Annotated in this window: 14 protein-coding genes; 6 read left to right on the plus strand and 8 right to left on the minus strand. The window is 71.9% G+C overall.

Annotated features, from left to right (window positions below; all coding sequences use genetic code 11):
* Positions 1–70: 70 nt before the first annotated feature.
* The 4 genes from whiA to uvrC are packed head-to-tail and all read right to left on the minus strand — an operon-like array spanning position 71 to position 5,134.
* Positions 71–1,060 carry a DNA-binding protein WhiA gene (gene whiA / locus ABZ939_RS24535; RefSeq protein WP_260228643.1) on the minus strand — a complete coding sequence of 330 codons (990 nt, stop codon included), beginning with the start codon at positions 1,058–1,060 and terminating at the stop codon, positions 71–73.
* The gene (gene yvcK, locus ABZ939_RS24540; RefSeq protein ID WP_361859009.1) at positions 1,051–2,073 is read right to left on the minus strand and encodes a uridine diphosphate-N-acetylglucosamine-binding protein YvcK; all 1,023 of its coding nucleotides are present in this window, start codon (positions 2,071–2,073) and stop codon (positions 1,051–1,053) included. Before yvcK ends, whiA begins: the two co-directional genes overlap by 10 nt.
* Positions 2,070–3,035, minus strand: a complete 966-nt coding sequence (gene rapZ / locus ABZ939_RS24545) for an RNase adapter RapZ (RefSeq protein ID WP_361859012.1) — start codon at positions 3,033–3,035, stop codon at positions 2,070–2,072. Before rapZ ends, yvcK begins: the two co-directional genes overlap by 4 nt.
* Positions 3,032–5,134: an excinuclease ABC subunit UvrC gene (gene uvrC / locus ABZ939_RS24550; RefSeq protein ID WP_361859015.1), complete on the minus strand. Its 2,103-nt coding sequence runs from the start codon at positions 5,132–5,134 to the stop codon at positions 3,032–3,034. Before uvrC ends, rapZ begins: the two co-directional genes overlap by 4 nt.
* Here uvrC and ABZ939_RS24555 point away from each other — a divergent pair.
* Positions 5,133–5,951: an SDR family oxidoreductase gene (locus ABZ939_RS24555; protein WP_361859018.1), complete on the plus strand. Its 819-nt coding sequence runs from the start codon at positions 5,133–5,135 to the stop codon at positions 5,949–5,951. The two genes, uvrC and ABZ939_RS24555, sit on opposite strands and share 2 nt — an antisense overlap.
* Before the next feature lie 99 nt (positions 5,952–6,050).
* Here ABZ939_RS24555 and ABZ939_RS24560 read toward each other — a convergent pair whose 3' ends face one another.
* A complete protein-coding gene (locus tag ABZ939_RS24560) occupies positions 6,051–6,827 on the minus strand; it encodes a hypothetical protein (RefSeq protein WP_361859020.1) in 777 nt (258 codons plus the stop codon).
* A gap of 5 nt (positions 6,828–6,832) precedes the next feature.
* Positions 6,833–7,429 carry a papain-like cysteine protease family protein gene (locus tag ABZ939_RS24565; RefSeq protein WP_361859023.1) on the minus strand — a complete coding sequence of 199 codons (597 nt, stop codon included), beginning with the start codon at positions 7,427–7,429 and terminating at the stop codon, positions 6,833–6,835.
* A 237-nt stretch (positions 7,430–7,666) separates the two neighbouring features.
* Between ABZ939_RS24565 and ABZ939_RS24570 the strand changes: the two genes are divergently transcribed.
* Positions 7,667–8,593, plus strand: a complete 927-nt coding sequence (locus tag ABZ939_RS24570; RefSeq protein ID WP_361859026.1) for a hypothetical protein — start codon at positions 7,667–7,669, stop codon at positions 8,591–8,593.
* 114 nt (positions 8,594–8,707) lie between these two features.
* Here ABZ939_RS24570 and ABZ939_RS24575 read toward each other — a convergent pair whose 3' ends face one another.
* The gene (locus tag ABZ939_RS24575; protein WP_361859029.1) at positions 8,708–9,133 is read right to left on the minus strand and encodes a Rieske (2Fe-2S) protein; all 426 of its coding nucleotides are present in this window, start codon (positions 9,131–9,133) and stop codon (positions 8,708–8,710) included.
* A gap of 116 nt (positions 9,134–9,249) precedes the next feature.
* Here ABZ939_RS24575 and ABZ939_RS24580 point away from each other — a divergent pair, with 116 nt between their 5' ends.
* Positions 9,250–10,158 (plus strand): carbohydrate kinase, encoded by a 909-nt coding sequence (locus tag ABZ939_RS24580; protein ID WP_361859032.1) that lies wholly within the window; start codon positions 9,250–9,252, stop codon positions 10,156–10,158.
* Positions 10,159–10,210: 52 nt separating this feature from the next.
* Here ABZ939_RS24580 and uvrA read toward each other — a convergent pair whose 3' ends face one another.
* Complete coding sequence (gene uvrA, locus ABZ939_RS24585) at positions 10,211–13,213, minus strand: excinuclease ABC subunit UvrA (RefSeq protein WP_361859035.1); 3,003 nt, start codon at positions 13,211–13,213, stop codon at positions 10,211–10,213.
* A gap of 188 nt (positions 13,214–13,401) precedes the next feature.
* On the opposite strand from uvrA, the gene ABZ939_RS24590 reads away from it, so the two are divergent.
* The 3 genes from ABZ939_RS24590 to ABZ939_RS24600 form a co-directional block, all read left to right on the plus strand.
* Positions 13,402–14,103: a maleylpyruvate isomerase family mycothiol-dependent enzyme gene (locus tag ABZ939_RS24590; RefSeq protein ID WP_361859038.1), complete on the plus strand. Its 702-nt coding sequence runs from the start codon at positions 13,402–13,404 to the stop codon at positions 14,101–14,103.
* 9 nt (positions 14,104–14,112) lie between these two features.
* The gene (locus ABZ939_RS24595) at positions 14,113–14,769 is read left to right on the plus strand and encodes an MBL fold metallo-hydrolase (protein WP_361859041.1); all 657 of its coding nucleotides are present in this window, start codon (positions 14,113–14,115) and stop codon (positions 14,767–14,769) included.
* 229 nt (positions 14,770–14,998) lie between these two features.
* Positions 14,999–16,312 (plus strand): MFS transporter (locus tag ABZ939_RS24600; RefSeq protein WP_361859058.1); only part of this gene is annotated, 1,314 nt, incomplete at its 3' end.

Raw genomic sequence — 16,312 nt, forward strand, 5'->3', positions numbered from 1 at the left:
GCGAGCCGAACGAGTGCTGCCGGTGCCTCAGAAAGGCACCGGCAGCGGGGAGTTGAGTGAGCGGAGCAGGTCAGCCGACGAGGCTGTCGTCCAGCTCCTCCGTCAGGTTGGACTCGGTCCCGGGGATACCCAGGTCCTGCGCCCGCTTGTCGGCCATGGCCAGCAGACGGCGGATCCGGCCCGCGACCGCGTCCTTGGTCAGCGGCGGCTCGGCGAGCGCGCCCAGCTCCTCCAGGGAGGCCTGCTTGTGCTCCATGCGCAGCCTGCCGGCGGCGGCGAGGTGCTCGGGCACCTCCTCGCCGAGGATCTCCAGGGCGCGCTGCACCCGGGCGCCGGCGGCCACCGCCGCGCGCGCCGAGCGGCGCAGGTTGGCGTCGTCGAAGTTCGCCAGCCGGTTCGCGGTCGCACGGACCTCGCGGCGCATCCGCCGCTCCTCCCAGGCCAGCACCGACTCGTGCGCGCCCAGGCGGGTCAGCAGGGCGCCGATGGCGTCTCCGTCCCGGACGACCACGCGATCCACGCCGCGTACCTCACGGGCCTTCGCGGCGATGCTCAGCCGGCGTGCCGCGCCCACCAGGGCGAGGGCGGCCTCGGGACCGGGGCAGGTCACCTCCAGGGAGGAGGAGCGCCCGGGCTCGGTCAGCGAGCCGTGCGCCAGGAACGCGCCGCGCCAGGCCGCCTCGGCGTCGCAGGTGGCACCCGAGACGACCTGCGGGGGCAGTCCGCGGATCGGGCGGCCCCGGCCGTCGACCAGGCCGGTCTGCCGGGCCAGCTGGTCGCCGCCCGCCACCACCCGTACGACGAAGCGGGAGCCGCGCCGCAGACCGCCGGGAGCCATCACGATCAGCTCCGAGCTGTGCCCGAAGATCTCCAGAATGTCCCGCTTGAGCCGACGCGCCGCCATCGCGGTGTCCAGCTCCGCCTCGATCACGATCCGCCCACTCACCAGGTGCAGGCCGCCGGCGAACCGCAGGATCGACGAGACCTCTGCCTTCCTGCAGCAGGTCCGGGTGACGGGAAGCCGGGAGATCTCGTCCTTCACCGCTGCCGTCATCGCCATGGGCCGATCCTTCCATGCATCCGAAAAATACGGTCGTACGCGGCGGCCAACAGCTCCGGATCGTGCTTCTGGAGACCGTCGGCACGGGCCACCGGCGCCAGCTCGACCGCGGCACCGAGCCGCTTGGCGGCATCGGCGAGGGACTCGCGATCGGGCACGGCGGCCTCGTCGGCCAGCACCACGTCCAGGGCGAGTTTAGGGGCGTGTCGTCCCAAAACCTCCAAATGACGCTGCGGAGAGAACCCTTCGGTTTCTCCCGGCTGCGGCGCGAGGTTGAGGGAGAGGACCTTGCGGGCCTTGGTCTCGGTGAGCGCGTCGAGCAGCTCGGGGACCAGCAGATGCGGGATCACCGAGGAGAACCAGGAGCCGGGGCCCAGCACCACCCAGTCCGCGTCGCGGACCGCGGCGACGGCCTCGGGCACGGCGGGCGGGTCGTGCGGGACGAGGTGCACCGACTGCACCTCACCGGGCGTGAGCGCCACCGTGGCCTGGCCACGGACCGTGTCCACCTCGTCCGGGCGCGCCGGATCGTGCCCCTTGACCAGGGCCTGGAGCTCCAGCGGCACGGCGGACATCGGCAGCACCCGGCCGTGCGCGCCGAGCAGCTTGCCGACCAGGTCCAGGGCGAGGACGTGGTCGCCGAGCTGCTCCCAGAGGGCGACGATCAGCAGATTGCCGACCGCGTGCTCGTGCAGGTCTCCCTTGGACTGGAAGCGGTGCTGGATCACCCGGGACCAGGTCTGGCCCCAGTCGTCGTCCCCGCACAGCGCCGCGAGCGCCTTGCGCAGGTCGCCGGGCGGCAGCACGCCCAGCTCCTCCCGGAGCCGGCCGCTGGAGCCGCCGTCGTCGGCGACGGTGACGACCGCGGTGAGGTCACCGGTGATGCGGCGCAGGGCGGCGAGGGAGGCCGACAGGCCCATGCCCCCGCCCAGCGCGACGACCTTGGGCTGGGCGCCGCGCCTGCGGAGCGTACGTACCGAGAGCGAGGACGTACGCCGACGGTACGGCTTCACTCGCGCCCCATGTCCCGGTGGACGACGACGGTCTCGACCCCTTCCGCGGCGAGGCGTGCGGCGAGCTTCTCGGACGTGGCGACCGAACGGTGCTTGCCGCCCGTGCACCCGACGGCGATGGTCACGTACCGCTTGCCCTCGCGGCGGTAGCCGGCGGCGATCAGCTGGAGCAGCTCGGTGTAGCGGTCGAGGAACTCCTTGGCCCCGGGCTGGTTGAAGACGTACGCCGAGACCTCCTCGTTGAGCCCGGTGAAGGGCCGCAGCTCGGGGACCCAGTGCGGGTTCGGCAGGAAGCGCATGTCGACGACGAGGTCGGCGTCGACGGGCAGCCCGTACTTGAATCCGAACGACATGACGGTGGCTCGCAGCTCCGGCTCCTCCTCGCCGGCGAACTGGGCGTCCATCTTGGCGCGCAGCTCGTGGACGTTGAGGCTGGAGGTGTCGATCACCAGGTCCGCGTCGCCGCGCAGCTCGCGCAGCAGGTCCCGCTCGGCGGCGATGCCGTCGGTGATACGACCGTCACCCTGCAGCGGGTGCGGCCTGCGGACCGACTCGAACCGCCTGACCAGGGCCTCGTCGGAGGACTCCAGGAAAACGATCCGCCGGGTGACCTGCTGGGCGTCGAGGGCGGCGAGGGACTCCCGCAGGGCGTCGAAGAACTGCCGGCCGCGGACGTCGACGACGACGGCGATCCGGGCCACATTGCCCTGGGAGCGGGCGCCGAGCTCCACCATGGTGGGGATCAGCGCGGGCGGCAGATTGTCGACGACGAACCAGCCGAGGTCCTCCAGGCACTTCGCCGCGGTGGACCGGCCGGCGCCGGACATGCCGGAGATGATCACCAGCTCGGGGATGGCCGCCGCGTCGGCGGTCTCGCCGGCCTCCTTCGTGCCCGTACTCACGTGTCCTGCTCCGTCTTCTCGGTGCTCTTCTTGCTCATCGTGCTGGTCGTGCGCGGTCATGCGGTGCTGCCCCCGTCGTCTTCAATGATCTCTCCTGTTGCCGTATTCACGGCGGGTGCGGCCGGGGCCGCCTGCGCGAGGGCCACCGCCACGGCCTCGGCCGTCTTGCGGCCCATGCCGGGGACCTCGCAGATCTGCTCGATTGTCGCCTGTCGGAGCCGTTTCACCGAGCCGAAATGCTTGATCAACGCCTGCTTGCGGGTGGTGCCGAGGCCGGGGACGGCGTCCAGCGGGCTGGTCCTGATGCGCTTGTTCCGCTTCGAGCGCTGGTAGCGGATGGCGAAGTCGTGAGCCGTGTCACGCACCCGCTGCAGCAGGTAGAGGCCCTCGCTGGAGCGGGGCAGCACGACGGGATCGTCGTCGCCGGGCAGCCAGACCTCCTCCAGGCGCTTGGCGAGGCCGCAGACGGCGATGTCGTCGATGCCCAGCTCGTCCAGGGCCCGCCGGGCGGCCGCGACCTGGGGCTGCCCGCCGTCCACGACGACGAGCTGGGGCGGGTAGGCGAAGCGCTTGGGGCGACCGTCGTCGACGGGCACCTCCCCGGAGCCGGCCGGGTCGGAGCCGTTGGCCCGGCGGGGCCCGACGGCGGCACCGTCCAGGCCGGGAGCGCCCGGCACGGCGTCCACCCTGTCGACCGCGTCCACCGCGTCGCCCTCGGCGTCCACGGCCACGCCCTCCTGGTCCCACTCCCCCGTCTTCTCCTTCTCGGCGAGGTAGCGCTTGAAGCGGCGGCTGATCACCTCGTGCATCGAGCGGACGTCGTCCTGTCCCTCGAAGCCCTTGATCTGGAAGCGGCGGTACTCGCTCTTGCGGGGCAGCCCGTCCTCGAAGACGACCATGGACGCCACGACGTCGTCGCCCTGGAGGTGCGAGATGTCGAAGCACTCGATCCGCAGCGGCGCCGAGTCCAGGTCGAGGGCCTCGGCGATCTCCTCCAGGGCCCGGGAGCGGGTCGTCAGGTCGCTGGCGCGCTTGGTCTTGTGCAGCACGAGGGCCTGCTGAGCGTTGCGCGCGACCGTCTCCATCAGGTCCTTCTTGTCGCCGCGCTGCGGGACCCGGAGGGAGACCTGGGAGCCCCGGCGGCCGCTCAGCCACTGGGTGACGGCGTCGGCGTCCTCGGGCACGGCCGGGACGAGGACCTCCTTGGGGACGGCGTCGCCGCTCTCCTCCCCGTACAGCTGCTGCAGGGCGTGCTCGACGAGGCCGGCCGTGGAGACCGCCTCGACCTTGTCGGTGACCCAGCCGCGCTGGCCGCGCACGCGTCCGCCGCGGACGTGGAAGATCTGGACGGCGGCCTCGAGCTCGTCCTCGGCGAGCGCGATCAGATCGGCGTCGGTGGCGTCGGCGAGGACGACGGCGTTCTTCTCCATCGCGCGCCGCAGCGCCTCTATGTCGTCACGGAGCCGGGCCGCCTTCTCGTACTCCATCTCCTCGGCCGCCGCCATCATCTGCTTCTCCAGGCGGCGGATGTACGTGCCGGTGCGGCCGGCCATGAAGTCGCAGAACTCGTCGGCCAGTTCGCGGTGCTCCTCGGGGGTGACCCGGGCCACACAGGGCGCGGAGCACTTGCCGATGTAGCCGAGGAGACAGGGGCGACCGGCCGAGGCGGCGTTACGGAAGACACCGGCGGAGCACGTACGGACCGGGAAGACGCGGAGCATCAGGTCGACGGTCTCGCGGATCGCCCACGCGTGGGCGTACGGCCCGAAGTAGCGCACGCCCTTCTTCTTGTGGCCGCGCATGACCTGGACGCGCGGGAACTCCTCGTTGAGGGTCACCGCGAGGTAGGGATAGCTCTTGTCGTCCCGGTACTTGACGTTGAACCGGGGGTCGAACTCCTTGATCCAGGAGTACTCCAGCTGAAGCGCCTCGACCTCGGTCGAGACGACGGTCCACTCCACGGAGGCGGCCGTGGTGACCATCGTGGCCGTGCGCGGGTGCAGGCTCACCAGCGGCTGGAAGTAGTTGGCCAGCCGCTGGCGCAGGGACTTCGCCTTCCCGACGTAGATCACCCGGCGGTGCTCGTCGCGGAACTTGTACACCCCCGGCGAGTCGGGGATCTGTCCCGGCTTGGGGCGGTAGCTGGAGGGGTCGGCCATGCTCCCCACCCTACTGGCGGCGACCGACACTCAGACCGTGCGCGCTCGTTGGCCGGGCATGGCGAACGAGGCGACAGGACGGCTGGCGGGCCGGGTGTGCGTGATCACGGGGGCGGCGAGCGGGATCGGGCGGGCGACGGCGCTCCTCTTCGCGCGGGAAGGGGCGCGGGTGGTGGCCGCCGACGTGGACGAGGAGCGGCTCGCGACGCTCGGCGAGGGCATGGTGACGGTGGTCGGCGACGTCTCCCGGGACGAGGACGCCCGGCGGATGATCGCGGCGGCGGTGGAGCGGTTCGGCCGGCTCGACGTCCTGGTGGCGAACGCGGGGGTGATCCCGCTCTCCGACGTCACGGAGGCGACCGGGGAGGACTGGGACCGGGTCATGGCCGTGGACGGCAGGGGCATGTTCCTGACCTGCAAGTACGCGATCGAGACGATGGCCGGGCAGGACGGCGGCGGGGCGGTCGTCTGCACCTCGTCGATCTCGGGGGTGGCGGGCCAGGCCCGCCAGGCGGTCTACGGCCCGGCCAAGTTCGTGGCCTCCGGTCTGACGAAGCACCTGGCGGTCGAGTGGGCGGACCGCGGAATCCGGGTGAACGCGGTGGCCCCCGGCACGATCGAGACGGAACGCGTCGCCGCCGCCCGCGAGGAGCCGGGCGGCCGGGAATACCTGTCGGAGATCGTGAAGGCGCACCCCATGGGCCGCTTCGGCGAACCGGACGAGGTGGCCGCGGCGATCCTCTTCCTGGCCTCACCGGAGGCGTCGTTCATCACGGGTGTGGTGCTGCCGGTGGATGGCGGGTATCTGGCGCGGTAGGACCGGGGCGGGCGGGCCTGCGCCCACCCGCGCCGGGGTCCCCCAGGACGAAGTCCTGGGGGACCGGTGGGCACAACCGCCGCGCGGCGCGCCGAGGCCTCAGGCCGTGTGTCGGCGGCGCCGGGCCCCTGCGCCGATCAGGCCCAGCGCCAGGACCGTGCCCGCGCCCGCCGTCGCGGCGGCGGCCGTGACCAGAGGCTCCTCAGGCTCCTCGTGAGCGGGACGCGCGGTGTCGTAACCACCGGCCGCGCCCTTCCGGGCGTACGCGGAAGCCGGCAGCTTGTCCCCGTACGCCCTCACGACCCGGTCCCGATAAGCGGCCAGGGTCGTCCCGTTCCGACCCACCGCCCGCACGGCGTCCTCGTCCAGCGGGAGCACCTTCGCGCCCTTCTGGACGTACCAGGCGTCGATCTGCGGCTCGCGGAAGACGACCCCGCCCGGCAGCGCCCGCGCGCCCTGCGCCGTGTAGCGGATCTCGTCGTCGCCGGTGGCGATGTTCACCACCTGCCAGCCGCCGTCGGCCTGCCGCACCGTCCACAGCGAGGCCGTCTGCCCGTCCGAGGCGACGGCCTTGCTCGCGTGGAACTCGACCCGGGCGACCTGGGCTCCCGCCCTGCCCCCGACGAAGTCCGGGGACAGGATCCGTACGGGGACGGAAGCGCCCTCGATCCGGGGCGCGGCCGCCGAGCGGGCGACGGCGCCGTCGCGGGCGAAGAACCGGGAGAGCGTGTCCAGGGTCGCGGGCGCGGACGCGGCCTGCTCGGGGGTCGCCGCGGGCGGTGGCGCGTCGGCCGCGGCGGCCGGCACCGCGCCGAGGGCGACGAGTGCGGCGGCGGACAGGAGCCCGGCGCCGATGGCGCGTGTGCGTGCGTTCATCGTCGTCACGCCCCTATCCGGTAGAGCGAGTGCGTCCAGGAGAAGGAGTTGTTGTTCACGTACCAGGCGTGCGAGGCCCAGTTGTAGCGGTCGCTGGAAGGCCATGGATCGCCCCAGTAGACCCAGCTGTTCGCGTCGTCGTACCCGTAGATCACATGCATGTGCCCGCCGCCGCTCGCCCACTGGATCCGCGTCTCGATCGGGCGGTCGGCGTCGATCTCGGTCTGCACGGTCGAGTAGCGCAGCCAGCCGTTCACGTACGAGCCGGGGTTGATGCCCGCCCAGCGCAGACCGGTCTGCACATTGCCGAGCGTGGCCTGGTTGTTGGGGCAGTCGTACCCCTGCTGGCGGTTGAAGGCGGCGTTGCAGAACTGGTTCTGGCTGTAGTTCCTGCCGAACCAGGTCGCGATGGTGTTGCCCGCGGCGGCCCAGCACCAGTTGGTCTTCTGCTGCGCCTGCATGGTGATGTTCAGTCGCTTGTACGCGAGGGTCGCTTGGGTGGAGACGTCCTCGCTCGTCGGCGCGGCGGTCGCCGACGTCGTGGGGAGCAGGAAGAGGGCGGCAGCGGCGAGTGCCGCCAGGGACAGCTTTCTACTGCGCATCGCGTTCCTCCCGAGGTGGGGGGTGGGGATGTGGGGAGTCGGAGGAGCGCGTCCGGACGCTGCTCAGGAGCATCGAGCGTTGTCCGGAACGGGTCAACACGCTTCAATGCGGGGTGACGGCGGGCTGTGAACGGTGTGACCCGGGTGTGAACACGTGCCCTCCCGTCACCTGCGGGACCGCCGCGGGCCGTGCGGTGCCCCGCCTGTTGAGTCGTGAACGTTCACTGAGGAGTCCCCGTGGGGCACACCGAGGCCGATCTGGCGCAGTTGCTGCACACCGGACCGTTCCATCTGGCGCTGCGTTCGGCGTTCGCTGTGCGCGGTCTGCCGCTCCAGCGGGTGCAGCATCATCTCGCCCACCGGGGCATCAAGGTCGGGGTGACCAGCCTCAGTTACTGGCAGCAGGGCGCCCGTCGCCCGCAGCGGCCGGAGTCGCTGAAGGCCGTGCGCGCCCTGGAGGAGGTCCTTCAGCTGCCGGGCGACTCCCTGATCCGGCTGCTGGCCGGGGACGGGACGCGTGCCGACGTGGAGCGGCCGGCGGCCCGCTCGTACCGCTCGCTGGTGGAGGCGTCGGGAGCCGTGGAGGAGCTGCTCGCCGAGCTGGAGTCGCCGGTGGACGGCGGGCTGCACACGGTCGGTCACCACGAGCGGGTGCGGATCGGGGCGCGGCGGGAGCTGGTGGGGCGCGACTCCCAGCACGTGGTGCGGGCGCACCGGGACGGGGTCGACCGCTATCTCGCGATCCACCACGGCGATCCGGGCTGCGATCCGTCCCGGGTGGTGGTGCGTGCGGCCGAGAACTGCCGCACGGGGCGGGTGCGCTGGCACCGGGAGACGGGGGTGCTGGTCGCGGAGCTGCTCTTCGACGCCCGGCTGCGGGCCGGGGAGACGTACCTCTTCGGGTACGGCTTCGAGGACGGGACGGGCGGTCCGAGCGGGGAGTACGTCCGGGGCTTCAGCTTCGCCGGCGGGCAGTACGTGCTCCAGGTGCGGTTCGACGAGGCGGCGCTGCCGGTGCGGTGCCGGCGCTTCGCGCAGGTCTCGGCCGGTGCGCCGCGCGGCGGCCGCTCGGATCTGACGCTGAGCGGGCAGCACCGCACGGTGCATCTGGTGGAGCAGGGGGTACGGCCGGGGATCCTGGGGATCGACTGGGACTGGGCGTAGGCGGCGGGCACGTCTCGGGGACTCGGGCCTTGGGGTCTCGGGCCTCGGGCCCCTGGGCCTTGCGCTTCCGGGCCGAGCGCTTCCGGGCCCTACGCCTCCGGGCCTTGCGGCGTCCTACGCCTCCGGGCCCGCGATCAGCTTTCCGCCCTCGACCCGGACCGGGACCTCGGGGAGCGGGACCGTCGCCGGGCCCTGGAGGGCCTTGCCGGTGGTCACGTCGAAGCGGCTGCCGTGGCAGGGGCAGTTGCCCTCGTTGTTCTCGATCTTGTCGAGGACGCAGCCGGCGTGGGTGCACTGAGCGCTGAACGCCTTGTACTGGCCCTTGGCCGGGCAGCTCACCAGGACCCGCTGCTCGCGGTAGAGCTTGGCGCCGCCGACCGGCACGTCCTCGGGCGCGCCGAGGGTGACGGGTGCGGTCGGGGTCGGGACCTCGGCGTGCCCGAGCTTGGACTCCGTGGAGCAGGCGGCGACACCCAGCCCGGCGGCCCCGGCGAGCGCGGCGCCCTTCAGTACGGTGCGGCGGGTGGACTGGCCGGACATGAGCGCTCCACGGTGGGATCGGGGCAAGAGGTGACCGAACCGACGATACCGGCGGGCCTCTGCCCGCTGTCGCGGGGGCTGTCGTGGCCGGTGGGGCATGGGTTACGTTCACGGGCGTGATCGTCGTCGCCGGTGAGTCCCTGATCGACCTGGTCCCGGACGGGGCCGCCGGTCCCCTGCCCGCGCTGGTGCCCCGGAGGGGCGGCGGGCCGTACAACACGGCCGTGGCGCTCGGCCGGCTGGGCGCTGAGGTGGCGTTCTGCTCGCGGGTCTCCACGGACGCCTTCGGCGAGGCGCTGGTGGACGGGCTGCGGGCGGCGGGGGTCTCGGACCGGCTCGTCCAGCGCGGCCCGGAGCCGACGACGCTGGCGGTCGCCTCGGTGGGCGCGGACGGCTCGGCGGAGTACGGCTTCTACGTCGAGGGCACGGCCGACCGGCTCTTCGCCGTGCCGGAGCGACTGCCCGAGGGGGTACGGGCGCTGGCGTTCGGCACCTGCTCGATGGCCCTGGAGCCGGGCGCGAGCGCGTACGAGGAGCTGTTGCGGCGCGAAGCGGAGCGTGGCGCCCTCACGCTGCTGGATCCCAACATCCGCCCGGGCCTGATCCCGGACGCCGCCGCCTATCGCGAGCGCTTCGCGGGCTGGCTGCCGTACGTCTCGCTCCTGAAGCTCTCGCAGGAGGACGCCGCCTGGCTGGGCGGTTCCCCGGCCGAGTGGCTGGAGCGGGGGCCGTCGGCGGTGGTCCTGACCCGTGGCGGGGCGGGGCTGACGGTCTTCACCTCGTCGTTCGAGGTGACGGTCCCGGCGGTCCGCGTGGAGGTCGCGGACACGATCGGCGCGGGCGACACCGTGAACGCGGCGCTCCTGCACGGCCTGGGCGACCGCCCACTGGCCTCCCTGGACGCCGCGGCCTGGTCCGCCCTCCTGTCGTACGCGGCGAGGGCGGCGTCCGTCACCTGCACCCGCCGGGGCGCGGAACCTCCGTACGCGTACGAGCTGGAGAAACCCGGCCCGTCCAGCGTGTGAGGACGGGAAGGGGTGGGGGGACGCCCGCAGGCGCCCCCACCACCCCAACTCGTCACGCCTTGCGTGCCCTCACGGCCTTCTTCGCCGGTGCGACCACCTTCTGGGCGGGGGCCTTGGCCGCCGCCTTCTTCGTGGCCGCCTTCTTCGCGGCCGTCTTCTTCGCCGCCCCGTTCCCGCTCCGCGCCGCGGGTACCGTCGCGTCGCTGATCCGGTCCGCGCCGAGGATCTCGCGGAGGAACTTGCCGGTGTGGCTCGCCGGGACCGAGGCGACCTCCTCCGGCGTGCCCTCGGCGATCACCAGACCGCCTCCGCTGCCGCCCTCCGGGCCCATGTCGATGACCCAGTCCGCGGTCTTGATCACATCGAGGTTGTGCTCGATGACGATCACCGAGTTGCCCTTGTCGACCAGCCCGGACAGGACCGTGATCAGCTTCGAGATGTCATCGAAGTGCAGACCCGTGGTCGGCTCGTCCAGGACGTAGACCGTGCGGCCCGTCGACCGCTTCTGGAGCTCGGAGGCGAGCTTCACGCGCTGCGCCTCACCGCCCGAGAGCGTGGGCGCGGACTGGCCGAGCCGGACGTACCCGAGACCGACCTCGTGGAGCGTCCGCAGATGGCGCGCGATCGTCGGGACGGCCTCGAAGAAGTCCAGGGCCTCCTCGATCGGCATGTCCAGGACCTCGGCGATGGACTTGCCCTTGTAGTGGACCTCCAGGGTCTCCCGGTTGTACCGGGCACCGTGGCAGACCTCGCACGGGACGTAGACGTCCGGCAGGAAGTTCATCTCGATCTTGATCGTGCCGTCGCCGGAGCAGTTCTCGCAGCGACCGCCCTTGACGTTGAAGGAGAACCGGCCGGGCAGGTAGCCGCGGACCTTCGCCTCCATCGTCTCGGCGAAGAGCTTGCGGACGTGGTCGAAGACTCCGGTGTACGTCGCCGGGTTCGACCGCGGGGTGCGGCCGATCGGCGACTGGTCCACGTGCACGACCTTGTCGACGAGATCGTCGCCGTCCACGCGCGTGTGCCGTCCGGGCACCGACTTGGCGCCGTTCAGCTCGCGCGCCAGGTGGGTGTACAGGATGTCGTTGACCAGCGTCGACTTGCCGGAGCCGGAGACTCCGGTGACGGCCGTGAGCACGCCCAGCGGGAACGACACGTCGATGTCCCGGAGGTTGTTCTCGCGGGCGCCGTGCACCGTGAGCCGGCGCGTGGGGTCCACCGGGCGGCGGATGTCCGGCATCCCGATGGCCTTGCGGCCCGAGAGGTACGCCCCGGTCATCGACTCCTTGTTGGAGAGCAGCTGGGCGAGGGGCCCGGAGTGGACGACCTTGCCGCCGTGCTCGCCGGCACCGGGGCCGATGTCGACGACCCAGTCGGCGACCTTGATGGTGTCCTCGTCGTGCTCGACGACGATGAGCGTGTTGCCCATGTCCCGCAGCCGTACCAGCGTCTCGATGAGCCGGTGGTTGTCGCGCTGGTGGAGACCGATAGACGGCTCGTCCAGGACGTACAGCACGCCGACCAGACCGGATCCGATCTGGGTGGCGAGCCGGATGCGCTGAGCCTCGCCGCCGGAGAGCGTGCCGGCGGCGCGGTTGAGCGAGAGGTAGTCGAGGCCGACGTCGACGAGGAACCGCAGCCGCTCGTTGACCTCCTTCAGGACCCGCTCGGCGATCTTCTTGTCGCGGGCGTTCAGCTTCAGCCGACCCAGGAACTCGGCGCACTCGCTGATCGACATCGCGGAGACCTCGGCGATGGACCGCTCCATGACCGTGACGGCGAGGACGATCGGCTTCAGTCGGGTGCCCTCACAGGTGGGGCAGGGCACCTCGCGCATGTAGCCCTCGAAGCGCTCGCGGCTGGAGTCGCTCTCGGCCTCGCTGTGGCGCCGCTTGACGAAGGAGACGGCGCCTTCGAAGGCCGGGGTGGTGTACGCCCGCTCGCGTCCGTACCTGTTCCGGTAGCGGACCTCGACCTGGGTCTTGTGGCCGTGCATCAGGGCCTTCTTGGCCCGCGCCGGCAGTCCGGCGTACGGAATGTCCGTACGGAAGCCGAGCGCCTGGGAGAGTCCGCCGATGAGCCGGCCGAAGTACTCCTTGGTGTGTCCGTGCGACCAGGGGTGGATGGCGCCCTCGTCGAGGGACCGGTCCTCGTCGGGGACGATCAGCTCGGGGTCGACCTCCATGCGGGTGCCGATGCCGGTGCAGTCCGGGCAGGCGCCGAAGGGCGAGTTGAAGGAGAAGGAGCGCGGCTCCAGCTCCTCGAAGGACAGGTCGTCGTACGGGCAGTAGAGGTGCTCCGAGTACATCCGCTCGCGCTCGGGGTCGTCCTCGGCGAGGTCGACGAAGTCGAGCACGACCATGCCGCCGGAGAGACCGAGGGCGGTCTCGACGGAGTCGGTGAGCCGGCGCTTGGCGCTGTCCTTCACGGTGAGGCGGTCGACGACCACCTCGATCGTGTGCTTCTCCTGCTTCTTCAGGGTCGGCGGTTCGCTGAGCTGGATGGTCCTGCCGTCCACCCGCGCCCGGCTGTAGCCCTTGGTCTGGAGGTCGGCGAAGAGGTCGACGAACTCGCCCTTGCGCTCGCGCACGAGCGGCGAGAGGACCTGGAAGCGGCTGCCCTCGGGGAGCGTCAGGACCTTGTCGACGATGGCCTGCGGCGACTGGCGCGAGATCGGGCGGCGGCACTCGGGACAGTGCGGCTTGCCGATGCGGGCGAAGAGCAGGCGGAGGTAGTCGTAGACCTCCGTGATGGTGCCGACCGTCGAGCGCGGGTTGCGCGAGGTCGACTTCTGGTCGATGGAGACGGCGGGCGAGAGACCCTCGATGAAGTCGACGTCCGGCTTGTCCATCTGGCCGAGGAACTGCCGGGCGTACGACGAGAGCGACTCGACGTACCGGCGCTGCCCCTCCGCGAAGATCGTGTCGAACGCGAGGGAGGACTTGCCCGACCCGGACAGCCCGGTGAAGACGATGAGGGAGTCACGCGGGAGGTCGAGCGAGACGTTCTTGAGGTTGTGCTCGCGAGCGCCACGAACGATGAGACGGTCGGCCACGCCGGTCCGCACCTTTCTTGAGAGAGCGGAGGCACAGGAATGCGGGTCGCAGAAATGCCTGGATGTGCCTGAGTACCCAACAACCAAGGATGCCGGATGCTTCCACCGAGCCTATAGCACGCACATTCGATTTCCGGCCTCGCGCAGACCGCTTCACCCGAACGAGTGGCGGCGCTAGGGTCGGCGTCATGATCGACCATGTGCGTGACCTGGCCTCTGTACGTGAAGCGACCGAACGACTCCTCGACGCAGCCGCCGCCCTGGACAACGCGGCGCTCGCCGAGCCGTCACGGCTTCCCGGCTGGACCCGCGGCCATGTTCTGGCCCACGTCGCCCGCAACGCCGACGCTCTGGTGAACGTTCTCCGGGGTCGCCCCATGTACGCGGACGCCGAGACCCGTGACGCCGACATCGAGCGCGACGCCCCGCGCCCGCTCGACGTCCAGCTCGCCGACGTCCGTGAGAGCGCCGAACGCTTCCAGGCCGTGGGCGCCGAGCCCGCCGACTGGGAGCGGACCGTGGAGCTCCGCAACGGCGTCACGGACCGGGCGGCCCGCGTCCCCTTCCGCCGCTGGGTCGAGGTGGCCCTGCACCACGTCGACCTCGGGATCGGCTACGAGCTGGAGGACCTGCCGGACGAGTTCCTGACCCGCGAGATCGAGTTCCTCGCCGACCGCTGGTCGGGGCGCACCGAGGTGCCCCCGGTGACCCTCCGGCTCGGGCACGCCGAGGACGGCCCCGTCTGGCACACCGGCGGCGACAAGGGCACCCCCGTCGTCCTCGCCGGCACCGGCGCGGAATTGCTCGGCTGGCTGTCCGGCCGCGGCGACAAGGGCGCCCACCTCGCCCTTCTCGCGGGCGACGAGCTCCCTGTCCTTCCCCCGCTATAGGCTGATCCCATGACGTACAGCGGAGCGGTGAAGGTCGGCGGACCGGCCGATGTGCACGAGCTGACGGACCTGATGATCTCGAAGGTCGCGGTCGGCCCGATGGACAACAACGCGTATCTGCTGCGCTGCCGGGCGACCGGTGAGCAGCTGCTGATCGACGCGGCCAACGAGGCCGACACGCTCCTCACGCTGATCGGTGACGACGGCATCGCCTCCGTCGTCACCACCCATCGGCACGGCGACCACTGGCAGGCGCTCGCCGAGGTGGTCGCCGCGACGGGGGCGCGGACGTACGCCGGGGCGTACGACGCCGAGGGCATCCCCGTCCCGACCGACGTCCTGGTGGAGGACGGCGACACGATCAAGGTCGGCCGGGTCGAGCTGACCGCCCGCCGCCTGGTCGGGCACACGCCCGGCTCGATCGCGCTGATCTACGACGACCCGCACGGCCACCCGCACGTCTTCACCGGCGACTGCCTCTTCCCCGGTGGGGTGGGCAACACCTGGAAGGACCCGAAGGCCTTCGCGAGCCTGATCCACGACGTGGAGACCAAGCTCTTCGCGGAGCTCGCGGACGAGAGCTGGGTCTATCCCGGTCACGGCAAGGACACCACGCTCGGTGACGAGCGGCCGCAGCTCCCGGTGTGGCGCGAGCGCGGCTGGTGACCCGGGCGCGCGCCCGGTGACCCCGCGCTTCCGCACGCCCCCGTAACTCCGGCGGACGCCGGGTAGTTGGCGCGACATGTGCCCCAGTCACTCTCCGCGTCCGCCCTCGAAGCCGACCGCCGCGGATTCCCCCTCGGCATCCCGGGACTCTCCGGCTCCCCCGGCTCCCCGGGGTTCGTCCGATGCTCCGGTGCCCCCGGACTCCCCGGCTCCCCCCGCCGCCCCCTCCATGGGGCGGCTCGCCGTCGCGTCCCTCGTCGGGACGGCCATCGAGTTCTTCGACTTCTTCGTCTACGGGACCGCCGCCGCGCTCGTCCTCGGGCCGCTCTTCTTCCCCACCTTCTCCCCGCTCGCCGGGACCCTGGCCGCCTTCGGCACCTTCGCCGTCGGGTTCATCTCGCGCCCGCTGGGCTCGGCCCTCTTCGGGCACGTCGGCGACCGGTACGGGCGGCGCCCGGTCATGTTCGCCTCGCTCGTGCTCACCGGCTGCGCCACGGTGGCGGTGGGCCTTGTCCCGACGTACGCGACCATCGGCATCACCGCCCCCGTCCTGCTGCTCGTGCTGCGCTTTCTGCAGGGGCTCGGCCTGGGCGGCGAGTGGGGCGGGGCGGTCCTGCTCACCGCCGAGCACGCGCCGGAGCGGCGTCGGGCCCTGTGGGCGAGCTTCCCGCAGATCGGCCCGTCGGTCGGCTTTCTGCTGGCGAACGGCGTGATGCTCGCGCTCTCCGCCGCGCTGACCGACGCGCAGTTCCGCGAGTGGGGCTGGCGCGTGCCCTTCTGGGCGGCGGGACTGCTCGCCGTCGGCGGGCTGCTGCTGCGTTCCTCCCTCGCGGAGACGCCGCAGTTCGAGGAGCTCAGCGCGACGGGGCGGCGGGCGAACGCCCCGCTCGCCGAGGTGGTGCGCGACCACTGGCGTCTGGTCCTGCTCACCGCGGGGGCGCTCGCCGTCGGCTACGCGGTGTTCTACACGGTCTCCACCTGGGCCCTGGCCTACGGCACCGAGCGCCTGGGGGTCGCACGTACGACCATGCTGGTCTGCATCATGGCGGCGGTGGCGATCAAGGGGGCCACGACACCGCTGGCGGCGATGCTGGGCGACCGGTACGGCCGCCGTCCGCTCTGCCTGGCCGGCTGCGCGGCCTCCGCGCTCTGGATGTTCCCGATGGTCGCGCTGCTGCACACGGCGCGGCCGGTGCTCATGTTCCTCGGCTTCCTGGGCGCGATGCTCGCCTTCATCACGATGTTCGCGGTGGTCGCCGCATACCTCCCCGAGCTCTATGAGCCGAGGGTGCGGTGCACGGGAGCCGCGGTCGGCTACAACCTGGCGGGCGTCCTGGGCGGGGCGCTGACCCCGATCCTGGCGACGACGCTGGCCGGGGGGTCGGGGCCGCCCTGGGGTGTGGCGGCGTATCTGACGGTGGTGGCGCTGGTGAGCCTGGGGTGCTTCGTCGGCTCCGAGGTGCCGCCTGGATACGACGACAAGATCATGCACGCCATGCTCGAGACCTCCGGCGGAATGACGCTCATGGGCGCCGACGTGCCG

Source organism: Streptomyces sp. NPDC046712 (genome assembly GCF_040645695.1).
Taxonomy (GTDB): Bacteria; Actinomycetota; Actinomycetes; order Streptomycetales; family Streptomycetaceae; genus Streptomyces.